Origin of the sequence: Mesorhizobium sp. M7A.F.Ca.MR.148.00.0.0, assembly GCF_003997735.1 — a bacterium.
Lineage (GTDB): Bacteria > Pseudomonadota > Alphaproteobacteria > Rhizobiales > Rhizobiaceae > Mesorhizobium.
On record NZ_RZTB01000087.1, the window covers coordinates 1 to 25115 of the forward strand.

Genomic DNA, 25115 nt, shown 5'->3' on the forward strand with positions numbered 1-25115 from the left:
CGCGCCTGCGCCGCTACGCACGCTCGCTTTTGCGCGACCGCGACGCTGCCGACGACCTTGTCCAGGATTGCCTCGAGCGGGCGCTTGTGCGGCTCGACAACTGGCAGACAGGAGAAAGCCCCCGGAGGTGGCTGTTTACGATCATGCATCATTTGTTCATCGACCAGATGCGCAAGGTGAACCGCCGCGGCGAGGCGGCGATGCTGCCGCTGGAGGCGGGCGAGGCCGTTGCCCAGCCGGCCGAGCAGGTGGAGAGCATTGCCTCGCGCGAGATCGTCGACGCATTGCAGGCGATCAGCCCCGACCGTCGCGCAGCCCTTGTCATGGTTGCCATCGAAGGTTTTTCCTATGCCGAAGCCGCCAACATTCTGGGCGTGCCTGCGGGCACGCTGATGTCGCGCATTGCGCGCGGGCGTGAGGAATTGCGCGGGTTGCTGGACGACACGGCGCGCCGCCGCGCGATAAGGATCGTCGAGAAATGATCCGCCGCGACTTTTCCGAACGTGACATCCATATGGCGCTCGATGGCGAGCTGCCCGGCGATGAGCGCGCGGCCTACGATGCCTGGCTCGACGCCAATCCCGAGATAAAGGCCAAGAGCGCCCGTTTCACCGCCGACCGGGCGGCGCTGCGTGCCGCCTTCGCCGACGTGGTGGACGAAGCCGTGCCTGCGCGCTTGCGCAAGGTCGTGCTTGGCGAGGTGCCGGTCAAGGCAGCTGTGCCACGCTCACGCTGGTGGCTTGCCGCTGCTGCTGCCGTGCTTCTGGTCGTAGGCGGACTTGGCGGCTATTTTGCCGGCATCGATGGCATCGGCCAGGAGGACCCGGCCGAAGATCGGCTGGCCGAGCAGGCAATCGCAGCCCATGTCATCTATGCCGCCGAAAAGCGGCATGCCGTCGAGGTGCCGGCCAGCGACAAGGACCATCTGCAGACCTGGCTGTCCAACCGGGTAGGGCTGAAGCTGGTGGCGCCGGACCTGACCGCCGACGGATTCCAGCTGGTCGGCGGCCGGCTGTTGCCGGCAGGCGAGAGCAAGGCCGCCATGCTGCTTTACGAGGACGGCAATGGGCAGCGTATATCGCTGTTCGTCACCACGGAATCGACGGAGAATGCCAAGGGCACCTACGCCGCCACGCAAGATGGACCCGAGGCCGTCTACTGGCTGGACAAGGGCTATGGCTGCGCCGTGGTCGGCTCCTTGCCGCGCGAGCGGCTGGCCGAGGTCGCCAGGAGCGCCTACACGCAACTTGTGAACGGGCTGGCAAGCTGAACGGCATTGCTTTTGCCGGTGCAGTCGATGTGCGAATGCCGATCCGGCCGAAGGACCTTTACGCCTGTCGGGTCGGCGTCGGATGTCACAATTCGGCCCTAATCGAGGTGCGATAGCGCTTGATGAACGCCGTCGCATCGCCCCGGAAATCGGAAGCGGTTTTTGGAAACACGAGGCGAAGATTCAGGGTGGTGGAGCGGACTTCGTGCGCCCAGGTGAACGCCGGTTTTCCCAACGCCCTGGTCGGCGTCAAGGACGTGTTCGGGTAGGGCCATTTCCACCACCAATCGAGGTTTTCTGAAGCCGCATGCCTGCCGAGATCCGCACGGCCCGCGCGTCTGACGTCGATGATCTCGCCGCCATTGAGAAAGCTGTTTTCTCAAGCGACCGTATTTCCCGCCGCTCCTTTCGCCTGTTCATCGAGCGTGAAACCGCCGAGACGCTGGTCGCCGAAGTCGATGGCCGCCTGGCCGGCTACGCGATCGTGCTGTTTCGCAAGGGCAGCGGCGTGGCGCGCCTCTACTCGATTGCGACCAGTCCGTTTTTCGGCGGGCTGGGTGTCGGCCGCACGCTGCTCGGATCCGCCGAAGATGCCGCCTTCGAGCACGACCGCATGATGCTGCGTCTCGAAGTTCGCGAGGACAACAGCCGCGCGATCCGCATCTACGAACAGGCCGGGTATCGCAAGATCGGCCGCGAGCCCGGCTACTATGAGGATGGCGAAACGGCACTTCGCTACGAAAAGACCTTGCGTGGCGACATTCCGATCGCCACCAAGGTGCCGTTTTACCCGCAGACCTGCGAATTCACCTGCGGCCCTTGCTGCCTGATGATGGCGATGGCCAATTTCGATCGCGGCTTCGTGCCGGATCCGGTCATGGAAATCCGCCTGTGGCGTGAGGCGACGACCGTCTTCATGATGTCGGGTCCCGGTGGTTGCGAGCCATTCGGCCTCGCTGTCTCGGGCTACGAAAGCGGGCTCGCGGTGGAGATCTACGTTTCCTTCTATGGCGCGTTGTTCCTGCAATCGGTACGCAGTGAGGACAAGCGCAGAGTGATGGAACTGGCCCAGGTCGACTTTCGCCGACGCGCGGAACTTTACGGCATCCCGGTGAATTACCGTGCATTCACAATCGACGATATCCGCGCTGCGATCGCTGAGGGAAAGCTGGTGCAGGTGCTGATCAGCGGCTTCCTGATGTTTGGCAAGAAGGTGCCGCACTGGGTGCTGGCGATCGGCGATGACGGCGACCATATCCTGATTCACGACCCTTGGGTCGAGGACGAAAGGCAGGAGACCATCCTTGATGCAGCCAACATTCCCGTGCCTTACGGCATCTTCATGAACATGGCGCAGTTCGGTCGCGATGGATTGCGTGCCGCCATCACTCTGGGAAAGCGTGACAGATAATGACCTGGGTCATCCTTACCGGCAGGCAGAGCGATCTCGACCAGGTGGCGACACCGCACAAGATCATCACCAATCGCGACTATCTCGCGCACCCGTCACTGTTTCGCGGCCAGCGGCCGAAGGTCATCAACCTGTCGAACAATTACGGCTACCAGAGCCGCGGCTACTATGCGTCGCTGCTGGCAAGCTCGCGCGGCCACAAGGTGATCCCGACGGTCGAAACGATGATCGACCTGTCGGAGCGCAAGCTCTATGAACACGCGCTGCCGGAACTGGAGCTGGCGCTCAACAAATGCCGCAAGGATCTCGCCGGCGTTTTTCCGCAAAAGGTCTGCATCTTCTTCGGCATCGGCCCGTCGAAAATCTGGGACCGCTTCGCCAAACTTCTGTTCGACTGGTTCCGCGCGCCGGCGCTCGAAGTCCACATCAAGGACAGCGCCGAATGGGCCTCGATCCGCAAGATCGGTTTCCATCCGCTGGCGCGGATGACCGAGGACGAGGAAAAAAGCTTCATCCAGTGCCTGGAGACCTACACCAACCGCGAATGGCGCGACACCAAGGGCCGCACGCCGGCACGCTACACCTTCGCCACGCTGGTCGACCCGCATGAGGAATTGCCGCCCTCGGAGATCTCGTCGCTGCGCTATTGGGCCAAGATCGCGGAGAAGATGGGCGTCGAAATCGAGCCGATCACCAAGCGGGATCTGGCCAAGCTCGCCAATTACGACGCGCTGTTCATCCGCGAGACCACCTCGATCTCCAACCACACCTATCGTTTCGCCCGCCGCGCCCAGCAGGAAGGCATGCCGGTGATCGACGATCCGCTGTCGATGATCCGCTGCACCAACAAGGTCTATCTCAACGAGCTGATGGCCTACAACAAGGTGCCGGTGCCGCCGACGGTGATGATCGCCGGCACCTCGGATCTCGAAGTGGCGGCGCAGACGCTGGGCTTTCCGCTGGTGCTGAAGATCCCGGATTCGTCGTTCTCGCGCGGCGTCAAGAAATGCGCCAACTTCGAGGAACTGAAGACGCTCGCCACCGCATGGCTGGAGGATTCCGACCTTCTGATCGCGCAGAAATTCATCCCGACCGAATATGACTGGCGCGTCGGCGTGCTCGGCGGCCAGCCGCTGTTTGCCGTGCATTATCTGATGGCCAAGAAGCACTGGCAGATCGTCAACCACAAGGCCAACGGCAAGCCCGACCAGGGCGGCATCAAGACCTTCACGCTGAAGGAGACGCCGGCGCATGTCGTCGAGACGGCTGTGAAAGCGGCGCGCTGCATCGGCGACGGGCTCTACGGCGTCGACCTCAAGGAGACCAAGGACGGCGTCTTCGTCATCGAGGTGAATGACAATCCGAACCTCGACCACGGCTGGGAGGATTCGGGCGAGAAGGACGAGGTCTGGGTGCGGCTCACGCAGTGGTTCCTGGAGCGGCTGGACCGGCCGGGCCGGTAATTTGATCGGGGGTAGAACATGCAGTTTATCGTGATCGAGGGTTTCACAGGCTGTGATCGCAAGGAGATCTATCGCCGCTTTCGCGACCGCGGCCGCCTGAAACCGGACGAGCTTCTCGTGCACCACAGCTGGATCGCGGCGGACATGAGTCGCTGCTTCCTGCTGGTGGAGGCCGATGACGTCACGCTGCTGCAGCGTTGGGTCATCGAATGGGCGGATCTGGTGGAATTCGAGATCATCCCCGTGGCGACAAACAAGGACATGGCTGAGGCATTGAGCGGGCACCTCTGATCATCGCCGCGTGTCCCGTCAACGCAGTGCCGGCGAGCCGACTGCGCGCCGGCACTCGTCGATCAGCCACTGGCGAAACGCGGCCACGACATCGCGCCTGGCGCTGCGCTCGGGGATCGTCAGGCAATAGGGCTGGCGCAGCTCCAGTGCCTGGGCGAGGGGCCTGACAAGCCGGCCGTCTTCCAGCGCCTCGGCACAGTAGATTCCTTGCGCCAGCGCCACGCCCAATCCCGAAATCGCAAGGTCGAGCGCTGCACGCGATGAGTTGGCCGAGAGGCCGCGCTGCGCTGCCCGGCCGGGCTCGATGCCGGCCGCCTCGAACCAGTTGTGCCAGGACGGAAAGGACGCACCAGTCGGTCCCCAGCCCGTGTGGATAAGCGGCAGACTGGCCAGGCCTTCGGGTTTGATCGTGTCCGCCAGCCCGGGCGCACACACGGGATAGACTGCGTCCTGGACGATGTCCTCGGTCGGGTGCTCGCGATAATGCGGCCCATAGGAGAGCCTGATGTCGATCAGTTCACGGTCGAACGGCACCGGGTCGTCGTCGCCTCTGAGCGATATGTCGACGGCGCCATGGCTAGAGGCAAAACCAGCGAGACGCTGTGAAAGCCAACCCATGGCCATGGATGGCGGCACCGACACCACAAGGCGCGGGCGGAACGTATCGCCGCCCAGCTGGCGCGCGACGCTGCCGATCTCCTGGAAGGCCATGGTCAGCCTGGGCAGCATCTCGACGCCGGCCTCGGTGAGGACGACGCGCCGGTTGACGCGGTGGAACAGCTTGCGGCCCATCTGCTCCTCGACCGTGCGGATGAGCTGGCTGACGGCAGCGGCCGACACCGAAAGCTCTTCCGCTGCCGCGGCAAAGCTGCCTGTACGGGCCGCAGCCTCGAAAGCTTGAAGTCCTTTGAGAGAGGGAGGTACGGCCATAATCACCGAATAGATAAGTTCAGCTTATCTAGATTGCAGAAATCGTCGTTTTTGGAAAGGTTGTTCATTGGCTACAGTGGGTTCATCAAGCTCCAGTCTGGATCGAAGCACGTGGATCATCGTGACGTAATTTCATCGTTGACGCAGGAGGAGCGCAACCGGCTGACCGCCAAGTCTGATGTTGCGGGCCTCGTTCAGCTTGCTGCTCATTGGGGCGCGATCGTGGTCGTCGGATCGCTGATCGCCGCCAAGGTGCCGTTCTGGCCACTGCTGATGCTGCCGCAAGGTATCCTCATCGTCTTCCTGTTCACGCTGCTGCACGAGACGGTTCATCGTACGGCTTTCGAGGCGCAATGGCTGAACGATGCCGTGGCGCGGGTGTGCAGCCTGGCGATCGCGCTCCCGGCCGACTGGTTCCGCTACTTCCACTTCGCCCACCATCGATACACGCAAGATCCCGACAATGATCCGGAACTGGCGTTCCCCAAGCCGGAGACATGGCGGCAATACCTCGTCCACATATCCGGCATCCCGTTATGGTGGGGCCACCTGAAGACGCTTTATGCCAACGCGGCGGGCGGTGGTCGCGAAAGCTACGTTCCGCCAAAGGGCTATGACAAGGTGCGCATCGAGGCACGCGCCATGATTGCCTTTTATGCCGTGATCCTTCTGCTGGCCGTCTATTTCCGGCTCTCGGTGCTTGTCTATGTCTGGATCTTGCCCGCTCTGTTGGGGCAGCCGTTTCTGCGCCTCTATCTCTTAGCCGAGCACGGCCGTTGTCCGTTCGTCGCCAACATGCTGGAGAACACCAGGACCACGCTGACCAATTGGCTGGTCCGCAGGCTGGCGTGGAACATGCCGTTCCATGCCGAGCATCATGCCTATCCAGGCGTGCCGTTTCATCAACTGCCGCGGTTTCATGCGCTGATCGAGCGGCATCTCAAGATGGTCGAGCCCGGCTATGTCAGCTTCCACGGCAAATACATCGACACGCTGCGTTGACGATGGCCGGCCTCAGCCGGTCTGGCTGTGCAGCGCTCGGGATTTCAATAGACGCTGGATCTCGGCGGCCGTTGACGGCACGCCGATCAGATAGCCCTGCGCCTCTGTACAGCCATTGCCGCGCAGGATGTCGAGTTGCACCTCGGTCTCGACCCCCTCGGCGGTGACAGTGATGCCAAGCTCGGCGCCCAGCCCGATGACGGTGCGAACGATCGCCGCGGCGTCACGATTGCCCAGGTCGTGGATGAACGAACGATCGATCTTGATCTTGTCGACGGGAAAACGCCTGAGATAGCCGAGCGAGGAATAGCCGATGCCGAAATCGTCCAGCGCGATGCGGATGCCGAGTTCGCGCAACTGCCGCAGCGTCCTCAGCACCGCCTCGCTTTCGTCCATTAGCACGGTTTCGGTGATTTCCAGTTCCAATCGACCGGCTGGCACGCCGGAGAAAGCCAGCGCCGAGATGACGCTGCGGGCGAAGCTGCCGCTTTTGAGTTGCACGGCCGAGACATTGACCGCGACGCGCAGGCCGGCGGGCCAGCGTGCCGCCGCCGTGCAGGCTTTCCTCAGCGCCCACTCTCCAAGCGGCACGATCAATCCGGTTTCTTCGGCGACCGGAATGAAGCTGTCCGGCGCCACCATGCCGCGTTCTGGGGAATGCCAGCGCATCAAGGCTTCGGCGCCGACGATCTCCCCGGATGCGATGTTCATGATGGGTTGGAAATCGAGGTCGAATTCCTGGCGCGGCAGCGCGGTCTCAAGGTCGACCTCCAGCGCACGCCGTGCCTGTACCATTGCGTCCATTCCGGGTTCGAAGAAGCGATACAGATTGCGCCCTTCGCTCTTCGCCCGGTAAAGCGCTGTATCGGCGTTCCTCAGCAGCGTGTCGGCATCTCCGCCGTCGTCGGGGAAAACCGCGATGCCCAGGCTGATGCCGATATGCATCTCGCGGCTCTTGTCGCGGAACGGTTTTCCGATTGTCTCGACGATGCGCTTCGCGAGTTTTTCAGCACTGGCAATGCCCTTGAAATTGAACTGGATGATGACGAATTCGTCGCCGCCGAAGCGGGCGACGACGTCGCTTTCATTATGCAGGCAGCGCTGCAGCCGCTCGGCCACGCTCTTCAGCAGCCAGTCGCCGGCCGGATGTCCCCAGGTGTCGTTGACCGCCTTGAAGCGATCGAGATCGAGCGAGAAGATCGCCAGCGGCGTGGCCGCCGTGGCCTCCAGCGCAAGGTCGAGCCGTTCGCGAAACATCGAGCGGTTGGGCAGTCCCGTCAGCATATCGTGATGCGCAAGATGGGTCATGCGCTCTTCGGTACGGCGGCGCTCCGTAACATCGTCGAAGGTCGCCACCCAACCGCCGCCGCTCATCGGCTGGCGGCTAACCAGAACCGTCCTGCCGTCGGTAAGATGCCGATAGGCCGAATGCATTTTTTTCGCCACCAGGCAGGCCTCGGTCTTGGCGACTTCGCTATCGACATCGATCTTCCGATAGATGCCGAGTTCCAGCAATCGTTCGAGCGCGTCGCGGTGCGTCGTTCCAAGCGGGAAGTCTGCCGCGGTGACGTTGTAGAGTTCTAGAAAACGCCCGTTGCGCACGATCATCTTGCCGTCGGCGTCATACATCAGCAGGCCTTGCGACATGTTGGCGAGCGCTGCGTCGAAGCGGCGGTGCTGCTCCTTGAGATCCTCTTGCGCGCGGCGCTGCTCGGTGATGTCTTCATAGATCGAGACCCAGCCGCCCAGAGCCAGAGGGCGGTGCGAGATGCTGACGATGCGGCCGTCCGACAGAGTTTCTTCGTAGGTCGACGGCTTTGCCTGATCGATATAGGGCTTGCGGATGGCGTAGAGTTCGTCGGCTGTTTGCGAGGCGATGCCGATATCGACGCTGTGGCGCAGAATGTCGAGGAACCGGATGCCGGGCCTTATCACTCTGGCGTCGAGGCAAAAGATGTTTAGGTAGTTGCCGTTGCAGATGATCATCCGCTCGTCGGCGTCGAACATGCACAGGCCGTGCGACATGTTCTCGACGGCAGCCGAAAAGCGTTGGTTCTGCTCCCGCAGTTCGTCTTCCATGTGGCGGGAGCGGTCCATGCCTTCGGCCTCCCGTTTCGGGACGGCCGAACCATCCTTGGCATCAGCGAGGGGCATGAGCGCGCCTGCGGACCGTGATCGAACGCGCTATTGTGGCCGCCGCCGGTTAATTTAACGTTTTAATGCATGTCGCCCAAAAGTGACCTCGGTTTTGGGGGAACGACATGCATAAAACAAAGACCCAAAGCGCATCGCATGATTCCGTTTCAGCGCGACGCGCTTTAGCCGATTGCGGTCGCCGAAACCTGATGCCGCGACGTCTCGATCGCCGAAAACCGTTTCAGAAACGCGTTCTGCGCCCAGGTCACCGAGCGTGGCGTGAAATCGAAGCGGTCGGCATTGAAGCCGCGCGGACGGCCGAAGAACTCGGTCGCCTCGGCGGTCGAAAAACCGGCGAGCAGCGTTGCCTCGAAATAGGCGGCGATCTGGTCGGCGCGCTTGATCTCCTTGCGCAGCGCGGCAACTGGTTCAGGCGGCAGCGAGAAACGCAGATGGATGGCGCGCTGCAACCGCAACTCACAGTCCTTGTAGCTGCCGCCCATCACCGATTTGAACGGCGAGATCATGTCGCCGATGACATATTCGGGGGCGTCGTGCAGCAGGGCCGCCAACCGGGCGTCGGCCGAAGCCTCGGGCACCAGGTCGCGGAACAGCGCTTCGACCAGCAGCGAGTGCTGGGCAACCGAAAAGGCATGCTCGCCGCTGGTCTGGCCGTTCCAGCGGGCAACGCGGGCGAGCCCGTGCGCAATGTCCGAAATCTCGATGTCGAGCGGCGAGGGGTCGAGCAGGTCGAGCCGGCGGCCCGACAGCATGCGCTGCCAGGCGCGTGCCGGCGCGCCGACGCGGTCGGCCGCCATCAGGCCTCCTCCGCGCTGACGGCTTCCTGCGGGAAGGCGAATTTTGCCCAACCGGGAATGGCCAGCGTAACCGGAACGTCCCCGGCCATGATCGGCTGGCCGGCGTCGAGCGCCGCCTTGACCCGGTCGATGCGCGCAATGGCCAGACCGGCCGTGCCGGCGGTCGAGCCGAGCTTGCCAACCGGCCTGCCTGCGACGGTCAGTTCGGTGCCGGGCACGGGTAGGGGCCGGTCGGCCGAGGCAATCAGCACGCGCCGCCTGGCCGTGCCGCGATGCTGCATGCGCGAGACGACCTCCTGGCCGACATAGCAGCCCTTCTTGAAGCCGACGCCGCCGGTTTCGTCCAGCAGCACATCGTGAGGGAAGGCGTCTCCGAGTTGGTAGTCGCTGCCGCTTTCGGCAATGCCGCCGGCAATGCGGAAGGCATGCCATGCGGCAAGATCGCTGCGCTCTGCTGTTTCACCATAGGAATGCGTGACGGCACCCTTCGGAAAGCGCGTGTCGGCTGCCGCCGTTGAATCGGATTGTGAGGGTGTTGATTCATGTCCCCACGCGACGGTGACAAATGCCTGATCGGATTCGGCAATCTCGACCTTGGCGCGCAGTTTGTAGAGCGTCAGCCGGCGTATGAAATCGTCCGATATGTCGGCCCGGCATTCCAGCCGGAATGCATTCTCGCCGGTGCGGGAGATCAAGAAATCGAACAGGATCTTGCCTTGCGGCGTCAGCAGCGCACCGGGCTTGGCTTCGCCGGGAGCCAGGATGTCGAGATCGGTGGTCAGGATGTTCTGCAAAAAATGCTCGGCATCCGGACCTGATACGGAAATGAGGGCGCGGTCTTTGAGCTGGGCAAAGGGCATGGGCGGAAAAGCAACCTGATCTTGCAAAATGGTCGGCCTTTACGTAAGCCGCTGGCACTCCCCCCGCAAGAGAGCATGGCCATGATCTACGACCTCATCCTGACAGGCGGCACAGTGGTCAACCATGACGGCGAAGGGGCTCGCGACATCGGCGTGAAGTACGGGCGCATCGCTGCCATCGGCGATCTCCGCCAGGCCTCGGCCGGCGAGACGATCGACTGCCGCGGCCTGCATATCCTGCCGGGCGTCATTGACAGCCAAGTGCATTTTCGCGAGCCGGGGCTGGAGCACAAGGAAGATTTGGAAACGGGTTCGCGCGCGGCCGTGCTTGGCGGCGTCACTGCCGTGTTCGAGATGCCCAACACCAATCCGCTGACCACCAGCGAGGCAGCGCTTGCCGACAAGGTCCGGCGCGGCACGGATCGCATGCATTGCGATTTTGCCTTCTGGGTCGGGGGCACCCGCGAGAACGCCGGGGATGTCGGCGAGCTCGAGCGGCTGCCGGGTGCGGCCGGGATCAAGGTTTTCATGGGCTCGTCCACTGGCGATCTGCTGGTCGAGGATGACGAGGGCGTCGCCTCGATCCTGAGAAACACGCGTCGCCGTGCCGCCTTTCATTCGGAAGACGAATTCCGGCTGCGCGAGCGTCTTGGCGAGCGCATCGAAGGCGACCCGGCATCGCACCCTGTTTGGCGCGACGAGATCGCCGCCTTGCGCTGTACCGAACGGCTGGTACGCATCGCGCGAAATGCCCGTGCCCGCATCCATGTCCTGCACATCTCGACGGCCGAGGAAATTGTGTTCCTCGAACGACACAAGGATGTCGCGACCTGCGAGGCAACGCCGCATCATTTGACGCTGAGCGCCGACGACTATCTCAGGCTTGGCACGCTGATCCAGATGAACCCACCGGTGCGCGCCGCGCGCCATCGCGACGGCGTCTGGCATGGCATTGCGCAAGGCATAGTCGACGTGCTCGGCTCCGACCATGCGCCGCACACGCTGGCCGAGAAGGCCAAGCCGTATCCGGCCTCTCCGTCGGGAATGACCGGCGTGCAGACGCTGGTGCCGATCATGCTCGACCACGTCAATGCCGGCCGGCTAACCTTGCAGCGCTTCGTCGACCTGTCCAGTCATGGCCCGCAGCGGATCTTCGGCATGGCCAGGAAAGGCCGCATCGCCGCCGGCTATGACGCCGACTTCACCATCGTCGACATGATGCGGCGCGAGATGATCACCAATGCGCAGGCCGGCTCGAAAGCCGGCTGGACGCCTTATGATGGCAGGGAAGTGACGGGTTGGCCGGTCGGCACGGTCATTCGAGGCCGACGTGTCATGTGGGAGGGCGAAATCGTCACGCCAGGCCAGGGCAAAGCGGTCGAGTTTTCCGAGGCATTGCCCGTCTAGGCTCCCGGATCTCTGCAAGGGCAGAGGCAGAAAGCTCAATCCCCAGCGACGAAGAACGACCACTGTCCGGCAGGCGTGATGCCGACACGGTAGAAAATATAAGCGCCGAACTGCTTCATGTCGTTGAAATCGCCAGCGGTGACGATCTTGAACAGCTCGACCCGCTGCTTGGCGTCCAGCTTGTCCAGCGGCAGGGCGAAGAAATACGGCCACACATAGAGTTCTTGTGGCGTGCCGGCATCGAGGTGGACGTAGCCGGCATTAAGCACCTCCTCCAGGATGGCCAGAATCTCCTGACCGTCTGGGTCGCCGGAGAGGCCCTTGAGGAAGGCGATGGCGTCGCCGTCTATGTCGGTCAGCGATATCTGTGTCATGCTCTCGCCCGTGCCGATCAACGGCCGCAGCTTTTCGATATCGCCGCCCTTGCAGGCTTCGACGATCAGATCGTGCATGCGCCGCACCGGTTCCGGCAGCTTGCCGAGATCGTAGACGACCTCAGGCACCGGCGTTTCCGGATCGACACGCGGTCTGGTCACGCCGCCATCCGCCGGACTGTCCGGCTCGGCTTCGGCAGGAGCAGTCGGCTGGCTGGCCGGCGGCGGTGTTCCGACCGGATTGGGCATTGGCACGGCGCTTCCGGAGGGCGACATGTCGTCGTCGGCCGGCGGCGTGACTGTCGGGGGGAGCTCTTCGCGCTTGATTTCGCTCAGTGCATACACGGGGCTGCTCGCGAGACACACAAGCAGGGGAATCGCGGCACAGCAAGCGGCGAAGGAGATGCGAAGGACCAAGCCACACGGCTTGCCTGACATCGAAAAACTCACTGCCCGTTTCTCCCTGCTTCCGGGCATGACGCCCGAGCGGCATGTTGCCGTCAAAGAACCGGACGTCGGTTCAGTGCCGCAGCCGTTCAGGTTCGAAGGCGCCAGCAATCACCTTTTCACGCATACGGTCGAGCAGGGCAAGGGCCGAGGTCTCGCCATTGGCACGCAACATCTCGCCGAAGGCGGTTTCGAGCGCTGCTTCGGCAATGATCTCGGGCTCTATCCCGGCGGAGAGACCTTCCGCCCAGGCCTCGCTGTGGCTTTCCACGGCGGTCAGGCGTTTTTCTTCCCTGACCAGCGCGTCGATGTCGTTGACACCATGTTCCATAAGCGAATGTCCACCCTTTCAAGCTGCGATCCGTCGATGTGGATCAGGCCTGATCTGTTCATTTCACACGCAGGGACAATTAAGTATTTGTAAATACGACATTTTTTTGATCGTCTTTTACAAAGCCCAATTGCCTTGTGCGAAGCTGCGTTCAGTCCGAGTCAAACTTAGCCGATTGGGGCGGCCTGCGGGGCGAAAACCTTCAGTTTGAGTTAATTCCGCTTTCGTGCGGTAAGGTTTCGTTAATACTGTTGCAGAAGTGCAACATGAGGATTGCACCAAGAGATCGCCCGGCACAAGCCGATATATCGGCTAATGCCCAGCAATGATCCGGATAGTTGTTGATGAGCGAGTGCCTAGTTGCCGTAACGCGAGGCGATATCGCGAGACAGCGTCTCGCCTTCCTTCATGTAGCGACTGATGGCTTCGGTCGCCGAGGACGTACACCTCGTATAGGTGCCGCCGAAGGAGCGGTAGCCGCGATTGAAGCTGGCAATGAAGCGGGCGCGCCGCTCGGCGTCCGGATTTTCCGAATCGAGCAGTTTTGTCATTTCGACACGCCACTGGTCGCCTTTCTCGCCGCACAGATTGCGCAGGAAATGCAGCGAGCCCAGAACCTCCGCCAGCCGCATCAACCCAGGCTCGAACGGCGATTCGGCGCTGAGCGCGGGCCGTATCGAAACGGTCGCGACGACCGCAAGACACGCGGCGAGGAGCATGGACGGACGGTTCATAAGCCTTCTTTACCCAACGGCGTGGCTCTGCCAAACAGGATAAGTCTTTGTGGCGAAACAATTTGCCGCCTGCAAGGCTGTTTTCAGGGCTTCGGCCCGTCGTCTCCGCGGGGGTCCAACAACTCCTCGGCCACGGCGAACACCGAGCCGGCGAGCGGCAATGCCGCCATCTCGCTGAGTGTATAGAAGGCCGCCGTCTCTGCGTCGTCGCTGGCTACCGCCTCGCCGCCGGCATGGGCGGCGCCGAAGACCGTGAGGAGGTAATCGACCGGGTGGCTGTCATCCCCGCCGTCAATGTGGATTTCCCGCAGCGGGCGATAATTTGTGGCGCGCAAACCGGTTTCTTCCTGAAGTTCGCGCTCTGCCGCTGCCTCCAGCGTCTCGCCGGGTTCGACCTTGCCGCCCGGAAAAGCATAGAGCCCTTGCGAGGGTTGCCGGGCTCGCTTGACCAGAAGCACGGTGTCTGCACGCACGACGGCGACCGAGACTGCCGGAAGTGTCTTGCGCGCTTCGTTCATGGTTCCCGATCCGGCGTGTAGGCAGGTCTGTTGTGGACCGCCAGCATGGGCAAGCTTTAGCGGTTGCGCAACGCCGGTTGCATCACCACTTTCAAGCTGAACCATTCGAAGGGCGCCAATCGACCATGTGCGGACGTTTTGCCTTGACCGCGACGCCGGACCAGACTGCCGCCTTGCTAGGCTTGGCGGAACTGGAGGATTTCCCGGCGCGCTACAACATCGCACCAACCCAGCCGATCCTGATGGCGGTCGCCGGCCCCCCGCGGGCGCCGGGCTCCAATTTGCCCGACCGGCAGCCAATGCTGGTGCGCTGGGGGCTGATCCCGACCTGGGTGAAGGACACACGCGAGTTTCCGCTGCTGTTCAACGCGCGCTCCGAAGGGGCTACCGAAAAGGCGTCGTTCAAGGCCGCCATGCGCCATCGCCGCGCCTTGGTGCCGGCTTCCGGCTTTTATGAATGGCGGCAAACCGGCGGCAAGAAAGGCCAGCCTTACTGGATACGCCCAAGGCATGGCGGGCTGGTCGCCTTCGCCGGACTGATCGAGACCTATGCCGAGCCGGGCGGTTCGGAAATGGACACCGGTGCCATCCTGACTATCAACGCCAATGCCGATATCGCGCATATCCACGACCGCATGCCTGTGGTGATCGACCCCAGGGATTTCGCCCGTTGGCTGGATTGCCGCACGCTCGAACCGCGTGATGTCGCCGATCTGTTGCGGCCGGCTCAACTCGATTTCTTCGAGGCCATTCCCGTCTCCGGCCTGGTCAACAAGGTCGCCAACACCGGACCGGAGATTCAGGAGCGGGGCGAGATCGGGCCGGAGCCCGAAAAGGTCAAGCGCCAGAAGCCCGGCGCGGACGACAATCAGATGACGTTGTTCTAGCTGAACTGTTCTTCAGCGACGTATGTCTGCGCCATTTGCCAGGCGCCTTTGGCGCCGGGCCGCACACCACTTCAGGCGGCGCGGGGCGACACGATCTTCTGTACCGGCTTTTTCTTCTTCGCGGTGTGAAGGAGGGCGGCGACGATCGCGGCCGGGCCGATCGCGCGGTAGTGGTTGGCCAGTGCCGGCTGCTTGGCTCGGTTGGCTTCCTGCTTGGTTCGGGGCATGTCTCTCTTCCCAGGTAACATTTTCGTGTCTGCGTTTGATGGCCGATTCTGACCAAATCGTGACGCCTGCTGATCTAGCCGGCGAATGTTTCATGACTGTGCCGACATGTTTAATAAAATGTTTCAGTGCATCATTACCTGTGATCCAGCGACGTTTTTGCCGAAACTTGAGACTTGACGGCAACACACGCCAAGGCGATAAAGCCGCCCATGAAAACGTCTTTCGCCATTTGTGGCATTTGCATTATTGGCTAGCCTCGCGCTGGTCCGGACGTTTTCGCCTCATCTTTCCCCAGATTGGACAAACGCCCCGGCCAGCAGGCTGGAGCCTGATTTGCGTTTCGCGCAGGGCTGGCTTCGTCAAATTGAGTTCTGAACCGGGAAGGCACGAATGTCCGACGCATCGCAGGGCCTGCGCCTCTACAACACGCTGACGCGGACGAAAGAGGATTTCGTCCCGATCGATCCAGACAATGTGCGCATGTATGTCTGCGGCCCGACCGTCTACGACTTTGCCCATATCGGCAATGCCAGGCCGGTGATCGTCTTTGACGTGCTTTTCCGCTTGCTGCGTCACGTCTATGGGCAGGCGCACGTCACCTATGTGCGCAACATCACCGACGTCGACGACAAGATCAACGCGCGCGCTCTACGCGACTTCGGCGGCGAGATCGCTTCCGGAACATTTTCACTCAACGAGGCGATCAGGCGGGTCACCGAAAAGACCGCCGATCAGTTCCATCGGGACGTGGCGGTTCTCGGCTGCCTGGAGCCGACGGTCGAGCCGCGCGCCACCGAATTCGTCGAGCCCCGCGCCGACGGCAAAGTCGACATGATCACCTTGATTCAAAGCCTGATCGAACGCGGCCATGCCTATGTTGCCGCGGGCGAAGTCCTGTTCGACACCGCGTCGATGCCGGACTACGGCCAGCTGTCGAAGCGCAATCTCGACGAGCAACTGGCCGGTGCTCGCATCGCCGTCGACGCGCACAAGAAAAATCCCGGCGATTTTGTGCTGTGGAAGCTGTCGTCGCCGGAGGAGCCTGGCTGGAATTCGCCATGGGGCAGGGGTCGGCCGGGCTGGCACATCGAATGCTCGGCGATGTCGGCCGCCTATCTCGGCAAGGTGTTCGACATCCATGGCGGCGGCCTCGACCTGATCTTCCCGCACCATGAAAACGAGATCGCCCAGTCGCGCTGCGCCCATGGCACGGACGTGATGGCCAACATCTGGATGCACAACGGCTTCCTGCAGGTCGAAGGTCAGAAAATGTCGAAAAGCGTCGGCAATTTCTATTCGATCAACGAACTGCTCGAGACCGAGACGTTCGGCGGCCGCAAATGGCCGGGCGAGGTGCTGCGGCTGGCAATGCTGATGACGCACTATCGCGAACCGATCGACTTTTCCGTGCGCAAGCTGGAAGAGGCCGAGAACACGCTGCGCAAATGGAAGCGGGCCGCCGACCTTGCGCCGGCCGCCGCAGGACTACTGCCCGTGCAGGTCATCGATGCCTTGTCGGACGATCTCGCAACCTATGCCGCCTTCCAGGTCTTGACGCAGTTGGCTGGCGAAGCAGCGGACGGCAACGATGCGGCGGCTGCGCTGAAGGCGTCGCTGCTCTTCCTCGGCTTCGATGTCGCGTCGGCGACGGTTGATGAAGACCACGTCGCCAAGGCAATCGCCAAGCGTCTCGCATTCATCGCCGCCAAGAACTGGGCCGTGGCCGACCGCATCCGCGACGAACTGCTGGCGCAAGGGATACAGTTGAAAGACGGCAAGGAGCCGGTCACTGGCGAGCGCATCACCACCTGGGAGGTAAAAAGATGATCGACCATCTCGGCATCACCGTTGCCGATTTCGACGCTTCGAAGGCTTTCTATGACAAGGCGATGGCGCCGCTTGGGGCCGCGCTGCTCTATATGGTGCCGCTGGAATACACCGGCGGTGAAAAGGTCGGTGGCTACGGTCGCGATCGGCCGGTGTTTTGGCTGCAGGAAGGCAAGGATGGTCAGAAGGCCCATCAGCACGTCGCCTTCACGGCGCGCAGCCGCGCCGAGGTCGATGCCTTCCATGCCGCAGCCCTTGCCGCCGGTGGCAAGGACAATGGCGGGCCAGGCCTGGGCCCGCACTATCATCCGGACTACTACGCCGCCTTCGTCCTCGATCCCGACGGCAACAATGTCGAGGCCGTCTGCCATGTCCCGGAGTGAACAGCGATGAGCCTCGACAACCGGCCGGTCTATACCGGCGGCTGCCAGTGCGGCGCGGTGCGCTTTCGCGTTGAAGGCGCGCTCGGCGACGCTTCGGTCTGCCATTGCCGCATGTGCCAGAAGGCGTTCGGCTCGTTCTATGCGCCGCTGGTTTCGGTGCGTGGCGCCCGGCTCGACTGGACGCGCGGCGAGCCGAAATACTTCCGCTCCTCCAACCATGTCGATCGCGGTTTTTGCGCCGATTGCGGCACGCCGCTGACCTTCACCGCGCCGGACGGCGTTGGCCTCGCCATCGGCGCGTTCGACAACCCGGCGGAGATCGTGCCGCTGATCCAATGGGGCACCGAGGCAAAGCTGCCTTATGTCGATACGATCCCGCAATTGCCGGGCGAGGAGACGATGGCCGACGTGTCGTCGGCCTCTTATCTGGCGGATCTCGTCTCCTATCAGCATCCGGACCACGACACCGAACAATGGCCGCCAAAGGAAAGATCATGACCGATCAGGTAAGAACCGGCGGCTGCCAGTGTGGCGCCGTGCGTTTCCGCATTCATGGAGCGCTCGGCCGTCCATCGATCTGCCATTGCCGCATGTGCCAGAAGCAGTTCGGCTCGTTCTTCGGTGCACTGGTCACGGTGCCCAGGGACGGCGTCGAATGGACCCATGAAGAGCCGAGCTATTTCCAGTCGTCGGTCAACATCGATCGTGGTTTCTGCGCCCGCTGCGGGACGCCGCTGACCTACCGGCAGCCCGGTGGACTTGAGATCGCTATCGGTGCCTTCGACGACCGCTCCGATCTTGCCCCGCAGATCCAGGTCAACTACGCCGCGCGGCTGCCCTGGGTGGAGACGATCTTCGATCAGCCCGTCCACCAGGATCCTGATTATTACAACAGGCAGGAATCCATCATCTCCTTCCAGCACCCAGACCATGAAACAGCGGACTGGCCGACCAAAGGTTTGCAGCTATGAGCAGTCAATTGCGTACGCTTTATCCCGAGATCGAGGCGTTCGATTCCGGCATGCTGGATGTCGGCGACGGCCATCAGGTCTACTGGGAGCGTTCGGGCACGAGGGGCGCCAAGCCGGCGGTGTTCCTGCATGGCGGGCCGGGCGGCACCATTTCCCCAAAACACCGGCGGCTGTTCGACCCGAAGCTCTACGATGTCATCCTGTTCGACCAGCGCGGCTGCGGAAAGTCGACGCCCAACGCCTCGCTCGAAACCAATACGACCTGGCACCTGGTCGCCGACATCGAACGCCTGCGCGAAATGGCCGGCTTCGACAAATGGCTGGTGTTCGGCGGCTCCTGGGGGTCGACGCTGGCGCTCGCCTATGCCGAGACGCATCCCGATCGCGTCAGCGAGTTGGTGGTGCGCGGCATCTACACGCTGACGCGTGCGGAACTCGAATGGTACTATCAATTCGGCGTCTCGGAAATGTTCCCGGACAAATGGGAGCGCTTCCTGGCGCCGATCCCGGAGGCCGAGCGCGGCGACATGATGGCTGCCTACCGCAAGCGGCTGGTCGGCACGGATCGCAAGGCGCAGATCGAGGCGGCCCGCGCCTGGAGCCTGTGGGAAGGCGAAACGATCACGCTTTTGCCCGAGCCGGAGACCAGCGGACCATTTGGGCAGGACGACTATGCCATCGCCTTTGCCCGCATCGAGAACCACTATTTCGTCCATGCCGGCTGGCTGGACGAAGGGCAGTTGCTGCGCGACGCGCACAAGCTGGCTGACATTCCCGGCACCATCGTCCATGGCCGCTACGACATGCCGTGCCCGGCGCATTATGCCTGGGCGCTGCACAAGGCCTGGCCAAAGGCGGATTTCCACCTGATCGAGGGCGCCGGTCATGCTTATTCGGAGCCGGGGATTTTGGATCGGCTGATCCGCGCGACGGACAAGTTTGCAGGCAAATGACCATGACCCGCGAGCGCCTCTATCTCTTCGACACCACATTGCGCGATGGCCAGCAGACCCCTGGCATCGACTTTTCCGTCGAGGACAAGATCGCCATCGCGAAACTGCTCGATGCTTTTGGCCTCGACTATGTCGAAGGTGGCTATCCCGGCGCCAATCCGACCGACACCGCCTTCTTCCAGGAGAAACGTACGTCGCGCGCCAAATTCGTCGCCTTCGGCATGACCAAACGGGCTGGGGTGTCGGCTTCCAACGATCCCGGCCTTGCGTCACTCGTGCAATCCAAGTCGGATGCCATCTGCTTCGTCGCCAAGAGTTGGGACTACCATGTCCGTGTCGCGCTCGGCTGCACCAATGAGGAGAACCTCGACGCCATCAAGGCCTCCGTCGAGGCGGCGATCGCCGCCGGCAAGGAGGCGTTGGTCGACTGCGAGCATTTTTTCGACGGCTTCAAGGCCAATCCCGATTATGCGCTGGCCTGCGCCAGGACCGCCTATGATGCCGGCGCGCGCTGGGTGGTGCTGTGTGACACCAATGGCGGCACGCAGCCCTCGGAAGTCCGCGCCATCGTCGAGAAGGTTATTTTATCAGGTATTTCAGGCGATCATCTCGGCATCCATGCCCATGACGACACCGGCCAGGCCGTGGCCAATTCCCTCGCCGCTGTCGAGGCCGGCGTGCGCCAGATCCAGGGCACACTCAATGGCATCGGCGAGCGCTGCGGCAACGCCAATTTGATTTCGATCGTACCGACGCTGGCGTTAAAACCGGCCTTCGCCGATCGTTTCGACACCGGTATTTCGGCTGAGGCACTGACCGGCATTTCCAGGTTGTCCCGCGCGTTCGACGAACTCTTGAACCGCGCCCCGGAAGCGCAGGCGCCCTATGTCGGCGCTTCCGCCTTTGCTACCAAGGCCGGCATCCATGCCTCCGCGCTGGCCAAGGAGCCGGCGACCTATGAGCATGTGCCTCCGGAAACGGTCGGTAACCGCCGCCGCGTCATGGTTTCGGACCAGGGCGGGAAGGCCAATTTCCTCGCCGAGTTGAGGCGGCGCGGCATCGAGGTGCCGAAGGACGATCACCGGCTCGACGCGCTGATATCAGTGGTCAAGGAGCGCGAGGCCGAGGGCTACGCCTATGAGGGCGCCGATGCCAGCTTCGAACTCCTGGCGCGCAAGATGCTGCACGGCCTGCCGGAGTTCTTCAACGTCACCTCGTTCCGCTGCATGGTCGAGCGCCGCTTCGACGCCAACGGCCAGCTGAAGACGGTCTCCGAAGCGATCGTCAAGGTGGTGGTCGACGGCGAGGAGAAGATGTCGGTGGCCGAGGGGCATGGCCCGGTCAACGCACTCGACATTGCGCTGCGCAAAGACCTCGGCAAATTCCAGGGCGAGATCACCGACATGGAGTTGGCCGACTTCAAGGTGCGTATCCTCAATGGCGGCACCGAGGCGATCACCCGCGTTCTGATCGAATCGCATGACGGCACCGGCGCGCGCTGGTGGACGGTCGGCGTTTCCGAAAACATCATCGACGCCTCGTTCCAGGCGCTGATGGATTCCATCGTCTACAAGCTGATGAAGAACCGCGAGATGGCCGGACTGGTGGCCGCCGAATAGGGTTGAACCATCAGCGAAAGTCCATTGATCCATCAGAACTTTGCGATGGTCTTGCCAAGGTGACTGGGCCATAGCGTTGGCCCATGGCCACTGAAGCAATTACCCTGGACGCGGATTCCAAGGCCCGGCGCGGCTTTCTGCTGGCGCTCGGCGCCTATCTGCTGTGGGGATTGCTGCCCTTCTACATGAAGGCGGTCGCTCATCTGCCGCTCGCCGAAGTCATTGCCCATCGCATCGTCTGGTCGGTGCCGATCGCCGCCGCCGTTCTGGTCTGGGCCGGCCGCATGGCGGATTTCAAGGCGGCACTGCGCTCGCCGCGCACCATCGCCATGGCCGCGCTGACGGCGGCGCTGATCTCGGTCAACTGGGGCATCTATGTCTGGGCGATCGCTGTCGACCGCACCGTCGAAACCGCGCTCGGCTACTACATCAATCCACTGGTCAACGTCGTCGTCGGCGCGCTGCTGCTTGGCGAGCGGCTCGACCGGCTGCAGATCGCGGCAGTGGTGCTGGCGGCCGTCGCAGTCGCCGTGCTGACCGTCGAGGGCGGCAAGCTGCCCTGGGTGTCGCTGGCGCTGGCGTTTTCCTTCGCCGCCTACGCCTTCTTCCGCAAGACGCTGCCGATCGGACCGAGCCAGGGATTTTTGCTCGAAGTCCTTCTGCTGTCGGTGCCGGCGCTTGGCTACATCGTCTATCTCATCGCGACCGAACAGGACCACATCTTATCCAGCAGTGGCACCGATACGGCATTGCTGATCGGCTGCGGTCCGGTCACATCGATCCCGCTGCTGCTGTTTGCGTTCGGCGCGAGGCTGCTGCGGCTGTCCACCATCGGCATCATGCAGTACATCGCGCCGACCATTGTGTTTCTGATCGCCGTGCTGATCTTCGACGAGCCTTTCGGCACCACCCAGGCGATTGCCTTTGGCCTGATCTGGACCGCGCTCGCGATGTATTCCTGGTCGATGTTCCGTGGCCGCGAGATCCGGCCGGCGGTGCCGGCTGCAAGGTAAGGGTCCCCTATGTACCTGCTGCAAATCGCCAACAAGAATTATTCCTCATGGTCGCTGCGGCCTTGGGTGTTGATGCGAGAGCTGAACATCCCGTTCGAGGAACGGCTGACGCCATTCCCGACCGCATCGAGTTGGGATCTGTACCGGCCCTTCTCGCCGAGCGGCCGCGTGCCGTGCCTGATCGACGATGGCTGGGCGGTCTGGGATTCGCTGGCCATCGTCGAATATCTGGCCGAACGCCACCATGGCGTGTGGCCTGTCGAGGCCAAGGCGCGCGCCTGGGCACGCTCGGCCGCCGCCGAGATGCATTCGAGCTTCACCGCATTGCGCGGGGCATGCCCGATGAGTTGCGGCCTGCGCGTAAAGCCATTCCCGATGTCCGATGCGCTGAAGCAGGACATCTTTCGCCTCGGCGATCTCTGGAACGATGGTCTTGCCCGTTTCAGCGGGCCGTTTCTGGCCGGCGCTCATTTTACCGCCGTCGACGCTTTCTTTGCCCCGGTGGCGTTCCGCGCCCAGTCCTATGGGCTCTCCCTCGAGGGTGCGGCTGCGGCTTATCCGGCGCAATTGCTTGCCCTGCCGGCGATGCGCGAATGGTATGCGGCTGGCTTGGCCGAGACCTGGCGCGAGCCCGACCACGAAGCGGAAGCCGCCGCCGCCGGCACCATCATCGAGGATCTTCGCGCCTCGGCGTGAAAGTCGCCGGGCGGGCGTTACATCTGTCCGAGCCGCCTGACAAAGAGATAGGTCGCGCCCGCGATCACCATCGCTACCGCCGTCACCACCCAGAAGCCTATTGGCGTGTCGACCAGCGGCAGGCCGCCGACATTCATGCCGAACAGACCCGAGATGATGGTCATCGGCAACAGCACCGCCGTCATCACCGACAGTACGTACAGCAGCCGGTTCGACTGCGTCGTCAGCTTGGCCATAAGCTCGTCCTGCAACAGCCGGGCGCGTGCCTGCAATTGTTCGCCATCATAGTGCAGCGTCTGCGCCCTGTGTGAAAGACGCGCGGCCATGTCGTTGATGCTGTCGGGCAGGTCGTTACGGTGCGAGTGGTCGAGATGGCGAAACAGATTGGTCAGCGTCGCCATCTGCCTGTGGATCACCACCAGATGCCGGCGCGCGTCGACGAGGGATTGCCGTTCATTGTGCCATGCGTCGCAGACGATGCGATCCTCGATCCCGTCGAGGCTGTCGCCGAGTGCCGCGAGTTCAGCCACCATGCCGTCAAAAGACTGGCCGACAACCGCCTCGATCAACTCGGCCGGCGAGCGCAACTTGCGCGATCCATTCTCGATCGCCTTGCGGATGTTGTCGACCGACTGCAGCGGTTGCTTGCGGGCGCCGACCAGCATCGTGTCGTTGAGCGCGAAGCGGAAATGGCCAAGCCCGCCCGCTTCCGCCGAATAGTCATGGCGCAGGTCCGGCAGATCGCCATAGAGCCAGTCGTCCTCGAGGTCGATGTGGCAGCCATGGCTGGCGGACAGGAAAGCTTCGCGCACCGGTGCTGGCAAAGCCTGATCGGCGCCGATCTCATGGCGGGCCCGCATGTTGGAAAGCTGGTAGCTGCGCCATGTCCAGTGCGCGGCGGTGGCGTCCCTGGTTCGCACGCCCTCAGCGGTGAAATGATAGATGAAGAACAATCCGTGCTCGTCGGGCAGGTAGGGCGACAGGTCGGTGCCTTCCGGGGCGAGAGTGATATCCATGGGGCGGTGCCAGATGCATGTTCCGAAATGGCACCGCACGGCGGCTGCCTGGCCTTGATTTCTAGCACGAGCGAACCCGGTTCCGTATGACGGTTTCTTGACAGCCGATCACGGTCTGTCGATCACCCACGTCAATCCGGTGGTGACGCCTTCGCCACCCCGGATTGTGCCCCGGTCAGTGCTTCGGGCCGAAGCCGGGGTAGGGCTTGAGGGGCACGATTGCGGCAATGTCCATCATGCCGGCCTTGACCAGCGGCAAGGTGGCGAGATGGCCGCGAACCTCTGCATCATCGGCGGCTTCGAGCATCATGCCGCTGCCCGGGATGTCGCCTCGGTTCCACACCTGGCGTACCGCGCCTTCGGCATAGAGCGTGCGCCGCTGTTCGGCTTCGCCGGGCAGAAGCGGAGCGAAATCGGCATCGGCAAATTTTTCGGTGTTGCGGGTGAGAAGGGCAAAGAACTGCATGGCGGTCTCCTGTGGTTGGATGGCCGAACTATCGCTCCCGCTGGTCAGACTGTCCAAGACTGGTTAGGATAAAGTTGAGACCTCAGGGGACTGGAGCCTGGAGAAAAATGTTCGACCTGCGCCAGATCAGGTATTTCGTCACCGTCGCCGAAACCGGCAATGTCGGGCGCGCCGCCGAGATGCTGCATATTTCTCAGTCGCCGCTCAGCCGGCAGATCATCCAGCTCGAGGAGCAGTTGGGTGTTTCCCTCTTTGAAAGGTCGAAGCAGCGGGTCCATCTCAACGCCGAGGGGCGCGCCTTCCTCACCGAGGCCCGCGCGCTGCTATCCGATGCGCGACGTTTGGAGGAGTTCGGCCGCAACCTGGCCAGCGGCGCCGTCGGCCGGCTCGCCATCGGCTATGTCGAAGGCGCCGTTCATGCCGGGCTTGTCGCCGGGATGCTGCGCCAGTTCCGTCGCGACCGGCCGGATTTCCATCTGCAGCTGAGAAGCCTGCGTTCTGCGGCGCAATTGGAAGGGCTACGGCAGCGGTCGCTGGATCTGGGCTTTGTCTACTCGCCGCCAGCCGATGATGACCCGGATGTCGCCGCCATGGCGCTGCGGCATGAGCCGCTGGTGCTGGCGATCCCCGAAGATGATCCGCTTGTTCAATTACCAGAGGTTGGGCCGCATCACCTTGACGGTCGCACCTGGATCACCGTCGTGCGCCAGCCGGACGACACCAATCGCGGCCAGTTCCTTGCCGCCTGCGCCAAAGCCGGCTTTTTGCCCGACATCGCCTATGAAACGGCGGATCCGCTGACCTCGCTCGGCCTTGTCAGCGCCGGCCTTGGTCTGGCGACGGTGCAAGCCAGCCTGCGCGCCGCTGCGCCGCCGCGGATCGTATTTCGCGACCTGCCGTGGTTCGACCGCACGGTTTCACTCCATCTCGCCTGGCGGCGTCAAGACCGGCGCGCGGTGATTGCCGACTTGCGGCAGGCTGCGGAGGAAGAGGGCAGTAGGGCAGTAGGGCAGTAGGGCAGGGCAGTAGGGCAGTAGGGCAGTAGGGCAGTAGGGCAGTAGGGC

Annotated in this window: 28 protein-coding genes; 17 read left to right on the plus strand and 11 right to left on the minus strand. The window is 62.8% G+C overall.

Annotated features, from left to right (window positions below; translation table 11 throughout):
* The 5 genes from EOB49_RS24590 to EOB49_RS24610 form a co-directional block, all read left to right on the plus strand.
* On the plus strand, positions 1–482 hold a 482-nt coding region (locus EOB49_RS24590; RefSeq protein WP_245472830.1), incomplete at its 5' end, for an RNA polymerase sigma factor.
* A complete protein-coding gene (locus tag EOB49_RS24595) occupies positions 479–1270 on the plus strand; it encodes an anti-sigma factor (RefSeq protein WP_127382492.1) in 792 nt (263 codons plus the stop codon). The genes EOB49_RS24590 and EOB49_RS24595, both read left to right, overlap by 4 nt.
* Positions 1271–1577: 307 nt before the next feature.
* Positions 1578–2681, plus strand: a complete 1104-nt coding sequence (locus EOB49_RS24600) for a peptidase C39 family protein (protein ID WP_127382493.1) — start codon at positions 1578–1580, stop codon at positions 2679–2681.
* Positions 2681–4144, plus strand: a complete 1464-nt coding sequence (locus EOB49_RS24605; RefSeq protein ID WP_127382494.1) for a RimK family protein — start codon at positions 2681–2683, stop codon at positions 4142–4144. The genes EOB49_RS24600 and EOB49_RS24605 overlap by 1 nt, the downstream gene beginning before the upstream one ends.
* Before the next feature lie 18 nt (positions 4145–4162).
* Entirely contained in the window at positions 4163–4435 is a 273-nt protein-coding gene (locus EOB49_RS24610; RefSeq protein ID WP_127382495.1) for a DUF3303 family protein, read from the plus strand.
* 18 nt (positions 4436–4453) lie between these two features.
* Here the strand turns inward: EOB49_RS24610 and EOB49_RS24615 are convergent, their stop codons facing one another.
* Complete coding sequence (locus tag EOB49_RS24615) at positions 4454–5365, minus strand: LysR substrate-binding domain-containing protein (protein ID WP_127382496.1); 912 nt, start codon at positions 5363–5365, stop codon at positions 4454–4456.
* A 111-nt stretch (positions 5366–5476) separates the two neighbouring features.
* Between EOB49_RS24615 and EOB49_RS24620 the strand changes: the two genes are divergently transcribed.
* Positions 5477–6367: a fatty acid desaturase family protein gene (locus EOB49_RS24620; protein WP_127327239.1), complete on the plus strand. Its 891-nt coding sequence runs from the start codon at positions 5477–5479 to the stop codon at positions 6365–6367.
* Between the two features lie 12 nt (positions 6368–6379).
* On the opposite strand, the gene EOB49_RS24625 is transcribed toward EOB49_RS24620, so the two are convergent.
* From EOB49_RS24625 to EOB49_RS24635, 3 genes are all read right to left on the minus strand, one after another.
* Entirely contained in the window at positions 6380–8521 is a 2142-nt protein-coding gene (locus EOB49_RS24625; protein WP_127382497.1) for an EAL domain-containing protein, read from the minus strand.
* A gap of 164 nt (positions 8522–8685) precedes the next feature.
* Positions 8686–9321: an HD family hydrolase gene (locus tag EOB49_RS24630; protein WP_127382498.1), complete on the minus strand. Its 636-nt coding sequence runs from the start codon at positions 9319–9321 to the stop codon at positions 8686–8688.
* Positions 9321–10181 (minus strand): folate-binding protein YgfZ, encoded by an 861-nt coding sequence (locus EOB49_RS24635; protein WP_127382499.1) that lies wholly within the window; start codon positions 10179–10181, stop codon positions 9321–9323. The genes EOB49_RS24630 and EOB49_RS24635 overlap by 1 nt, the downstream gene beginning before the upstream one ends.
* A gap of 75 nt (positions 10182–10256) precedes the next feature.
* On the opposite strand from EOB49_RS24635, the gene EOB49_RS24640 reads away from it, so the two are divergent.
* Positions 10257–11588 carry a dihydroorotase gene (locus EOB49_RS24640; RefSeq protein WP_164781796.1) on the plus strand — a complete coding sequence of 444 codons (1332 nt, stop codon included), beginning with the start codon at positions 10257–10259 and terminating at the stop codon, positions 11586–11588.
* Positions 11589–11623: 35 nt separating this feature from the next.
* Here EOB49_RS24640 and EOB49_RS24645 read toward each other — a convergent pair whose 3' ends face one another.
* From EOB49_RS24645 to EOB49_RS24660, 4 genes are all read right to left on the minus strand, one after another.
* Complete coding sequence (locus EOB49_RS24645) at positions 11624–12412, minus strand: hypothetical protein (protein WP_164762549.1); 789 nt, start codon at positions 12410–12412, stop codon at positions 11624–11626.
* 70 nt (positions 12413–12482) lie between these two features.
* Positions 12483–12740, minus strand: coding sequence for a hypothetical protein (locus EOB49_RS24650; protein ID WP_008874920.1), 258 nt, complete (start codon positions 12738–12740; stop codon positions 12483–12485).
* Positions 12741–13096: 356 nt separating this feature from the next.
* Positions 13097–13474: a TIGR02301 family protein gene (locus tag EOB49_RS24655; RefSeq protein WP_127270900.1), complete on the minus strand. Its 378-nt coding sequence runs from the start codon at positions 13472–13474 to the stop codon at positions 13097–13099.
* Between the two features lie 83 nt (positions 13475–13557).
* Positions 13558–13992, minus strand: coding sequence for an NUDIX hydrolase (locus EOB49_RS24660; protein ID WP_127382501.1), 435 nt, complete (start codon positions 13990–13992; stop codon positions 13558–13560).
* Positions 13993–14117: 125 nt separating this feature from the next.
* On the opposite strand from EOB49_RS24660, the gene EOB49_RS24665 reads away from it, so the two are divergent.
* Positions 14118–14879, plus strand: coding sequence for an SOS response-associated peptidase (locus EOB49_RS24665; RefSeq protein WP_127382502.1), 762 nt, complete (start codon positions 14118–14120; stop codon positions 14877–14879).
* Between the two features lie 71 nt (positions 14880–14950).
* Here the strand turns inward: EOB49_RS24665 and EOB49_RS24670 are convergent, their stop codons facing one another.
* Entirely contained in the window at positions 14951–15106 is a 156-nt protein-coding gene (locus EOB49_RS24670; protein ID WP_081738801.1) for a hypothetical protein, read from the minus strand.
* A 391-nt stretch (positions 15107–15497) separates the two neighbouring features.
* On the opposite strand from EOB49_RS24670, the gene cysS reads away from it, so the two are divergent.
* The 8 genes from cysS (at position 15498) to EOB49_RS24710 (ending at position 22569) form a co-directional block, all read left to right on the plus strand.
* The gene (gene cysS / locus EOB49_RS24675; RefSeq protein WP_127382503.1) at positions 15498–16934 is read left to right on the plus strand and encodes a cysteine--tRNA ligase; all 1437 of its coding nucleotides are present in this window, start codon (positions 15498–15500) and stop codon (positions 16932–16934) included.
* Positions 16931–17317, plus strand: a complete 387-nt coding sequence (locus EOB49_RS24680; RefSeq protein WP_127382504.1) for a VOC family protein — start codon at positions 16931–16933, stop codon at positions 17315–17317. Before cysS ends, EOB49_RS24680 begins: the two co-directional genes overlap by 4 nt.
* A 6-nt stretch (positions 17318–17323) precedes the next feature.
* The gene (locus EOB49_RS24685) at positions 17324–17815 is read left to right on the plus strand and encodes a GFA family protein (RefSeq protein ID WP_127268543.1); all 492 of its coding nucleotides are present in this window, start codon (positions 17324–17326) and stop codon (positions 17813–17815) included.
* The gene (locus tag EOB49_RS24690; protein WP_027038010.1) at positions 17812–18288 is read left to right on the plus strand and encodes a GFA family protein; all 477 of its coding nucleotides are present in this window, start codon (positions 17812–17814) and stop codon (positions 18286–18288) included. The genes EOB49_RS24685 and EOB49_RS24690 overlap by 4 nt, the downstream gene beginning before the upstream one ends.
* Positions 18285–19241: a prolyl aminopeptidase gene (pip, locus tag EOB49_RS24695; protein WP_127382505.1), complete on the plus strand. Its 957-nt coding sequence runs from the start codon at positions 18285–18287 to the stop codon at positions 19239–19241. The genes EOB49_RS24690 and pip overlap by 4 nt, the downstream gene beginning before the upstream one ends.
* Positions 19238–20860, plus strand: coding sequence for a citramalate synthase (cimA, locus tag EOB49_RS24700; protein ID WP_206526139.1), 1623 nt, complete (start codon positions 19238–19240; stop codon positions 20858–20860). Before pip ends, cimA begins: the two co-directional genes overlap by 4 nt.
* An 83-nt stretch (positions 20861–20943) precedes the next feature.
* The gene (gene rarD, locus EOB49_RS24705) at positions 20944–21873 is read left to right on the plus strand and encodes an EamA family transporter RarD (protein ID WP_127382507.1); all 930 of its coding nucleotides are present in this window, start codon (positions 20944–20946) and stop codon (positions 21871–21873) included.
* Positions 21874–21882: 9 nt separating this feature from the next.
* Positions 21883–22569: a glutathione S-transferase family protein gene (locus tag EOB49_RS24710; protein ID WP_127382508.1), complete on the plus strand. Its 687-nt coding sequence runs from the start codon at positions 21883–21885 to the stop codon at positions 22567–22569.
* 17 nt (positions 22570–22586) lie between these two features.
* On the opposite strand, the gene EOB49_RS24715 is transcribed toward EOB49_RS24710, so the two are convergent.
* Positions 22587–23585: a transporter gene (locus EOB49_RS24715; protein WP_127382509.1), complete on the minus strand. Its 999-nt coding sequence runs from the start codon at positions 23583–23585 to the stop codon at positions 22587–22589.
* Between the two features lie 175 nt (positions 23586–23760).
* Complete coding sequence (locus EOB49_RS24720; protein WP_127271666.1) at positions 23761–24051, minus strand: muconolactone Delta-isomerase family protein; 291 nt, start codon at positions 24049–24051, stop codon at positions 23761–23763.
* A 107-nt stretch (positions 24052–24158) separates the two neighbouring features.
* On the opposite strand from EOB49_RS24720, the gene EOB49_RS24725 reads away from it, so the two are divergent.
* The gene (locus EOB49_RS24725; protein ID WP_127382510.1) at positions 24159–25067 is read left to right on the plus strand and encodes a LysR substrate-binding domain-containing protein; all 909 of its coding nucleotides are present in this window, start codon (positions 24159–24161) and stop codon (positions 25065–25067) included.
* The last annotated feature ends 48 nt before the right edge of the window (positions 25068–25115 follow it).

Bases quoted from the DNA above. Each gene is read 5' to 3' on its own strand.
- EOB49_RS24595 (WP_127382492.1), top strand. From the start codon at position 479: ATGATCCGCCGCGACTTTTCCGAACGTGACATCCATATGGCGCTCGAT.
- EOB49_RS24600 (WP_127382493.1), top strand. From the start codon at position 1,578: ATGCCTGCCGAGATCCGCACGGCCCGCGCGTCTGACGTCGATGATCTC.
- EOB49_RS24605 (WP_127382494.1), top strand. From the start codon at position 2,681: ATGACCTGGGTCATCCTTACCGGCAGGCAGAGCGATCTCGACCAGGTG.
- EOB49_RS24610 (WP_127382495.1), top strand. From the start codon at position 4,163: ATGCAGTTTATCGTGATCGAGGGTTTCACAGGCTGTGATCGCAAGGAG.
- EOB49_RS24615 (WP_127382496.1), bottom strand. From the start codon at position 5,365: ATGGCCGTACCTCCCTCTCTCAAAGGACTTCAAGCTTTCGAGGCTGCG.
- EOB49_RS24625 (WP_127382497.1), bottom strand. From the start codon at position 8,521: ATGCCCCTCGCTGATGCCAAGGATGGTTCGGCCGTCCCGAAACGGGAG.
- EOB49_RS24630 (WP_127382498.1), bottom strand. From the start codon at position 9,321: ATGGCGGCCGACCGCGTCGGCGCGCCGGCACGCGCCTGGCAGCGCATG.
- EOB49_RS24635 (WP_127382499.1), bottom strand. From the start codon at position 10,181: ATGCCCTTTGCCCAGCTCAAAGACCGCGCCCTCATTTCCGTATCAGGT.
- EOB49_RS24640 (WP_164781796.1), top strand. From the start codon at position 10,257: ATGGCCATGATCTACGACCTCATCCTGACAGGCGGCACAGTGGTCAAC.
- EOB49_RS24650 (WP_008874920.1), bottom strand. From the start codon at position 12,740: ATGGAACATGGTGTCAACGACATCGACGCGCTGGTCAGGGAAGAAAAA.
- EOB49_RS24655 (WP_127270900.1), bottom strand. From the start codon at position 13,474: ATGAACCGTCCGTCCATGCTCCTCGCCGCGTGTCTTGCGGTCGTCGCG.
- EOB49_RS24660 (WP_127382501.1), bottom strand. From the start codon at position 13,992: ATGAACGAAGCGCGCAAGACACTTCCGGCAGTCTCGGTCGCCGTCGTG.
- EOB49_RS24665 (WP_127382502.1), top strand. From the start codon at position 14,118: ATGTGCGGACGTTTTGCCTTGACCGCGACGCCGGACCAGACTGCCGCC.
- EOB49_RS24670 (WP_081738801.1), bottom strand. From the start codon at position 15,106: ATGCCCCGAACCAAGCAGGAAGCCAACCGAGCCAAGCAGCCGGCACTG.
- cysS (WP_127382503.1), top strand. From the start codon at position 15,498: ATGTCCGACGCATCGCAGGGCCTGCGCCTCTACAACACGCTGACGCGG.
- EOB49_RS24680 (WP_127382504.1), top strand. From the start codon at position 16,931: ATGATCGACCATCTCGGCATCACCGTTGCCGATTTCGACGCTTCGAAG.
- EOB49_RS24685 (WP_127268543.1), top strand. From the start codon at position 17,324: ATGAGCCTCGACAACCGGCCGGTCTATACCGGCGGCTGCCAGTGCGGC.
- EOB49_RS24690 (WP_027038010.1), top strand. From the start codon at position 17,812: ATGACCGATCAGGTAAGAACCGGCGGCTGCCAGTGTGGCGCCGTGCGT.
- pip (WP_127382505.1), top strand. From the start codon at position 18,285: ATGAGCAGTCAATTGCGTACGCTTTATCCCGAGATCGAGGCGTTCGAT.
- cimA (WP_206526139.1), top strand. From the start codon at position 19,238: ATGACCATGACCCGCGAGCGCCTCTATCTCTTCGACACCACATTGCGC.
- rarD (WP_127382507.1), top strand. From the start codon at position 20,944: ATGGCCACTGAAGCAATTACCCTGGACGCGGATTCCAAGGCCCGGCGC.
- EOB49_RS24710 (WP_127382508.1), top strand. From the start codon at position 21,883: ATGTACCTGCTGCAAATCGCCAACAAGAATTATTCCTCATGGTCGCTG.
- EOB49_RS24715 (WP_127382509.1), bottom strand. From the start codon at position 23,585: ATGGATATCACTCTCGCCCCGGAAGGCACCGACCTGTCGCCCTACCTG.
- EOB49_RS24720 (WP_127271666.1), bottom strand. From the start codon at position 24,051: ATGCAGTTCTTTGCCCTTCTCACCCGCAACACCGAAAAATTTGCCGAT.
- EOB49_RS24725 (WP_127382510.1), top strand. From the start codon at position 24,159: ATGTTCGACCTGCGCCAGATCAGGTATTTCGTCACCGTCGCCGAAACC.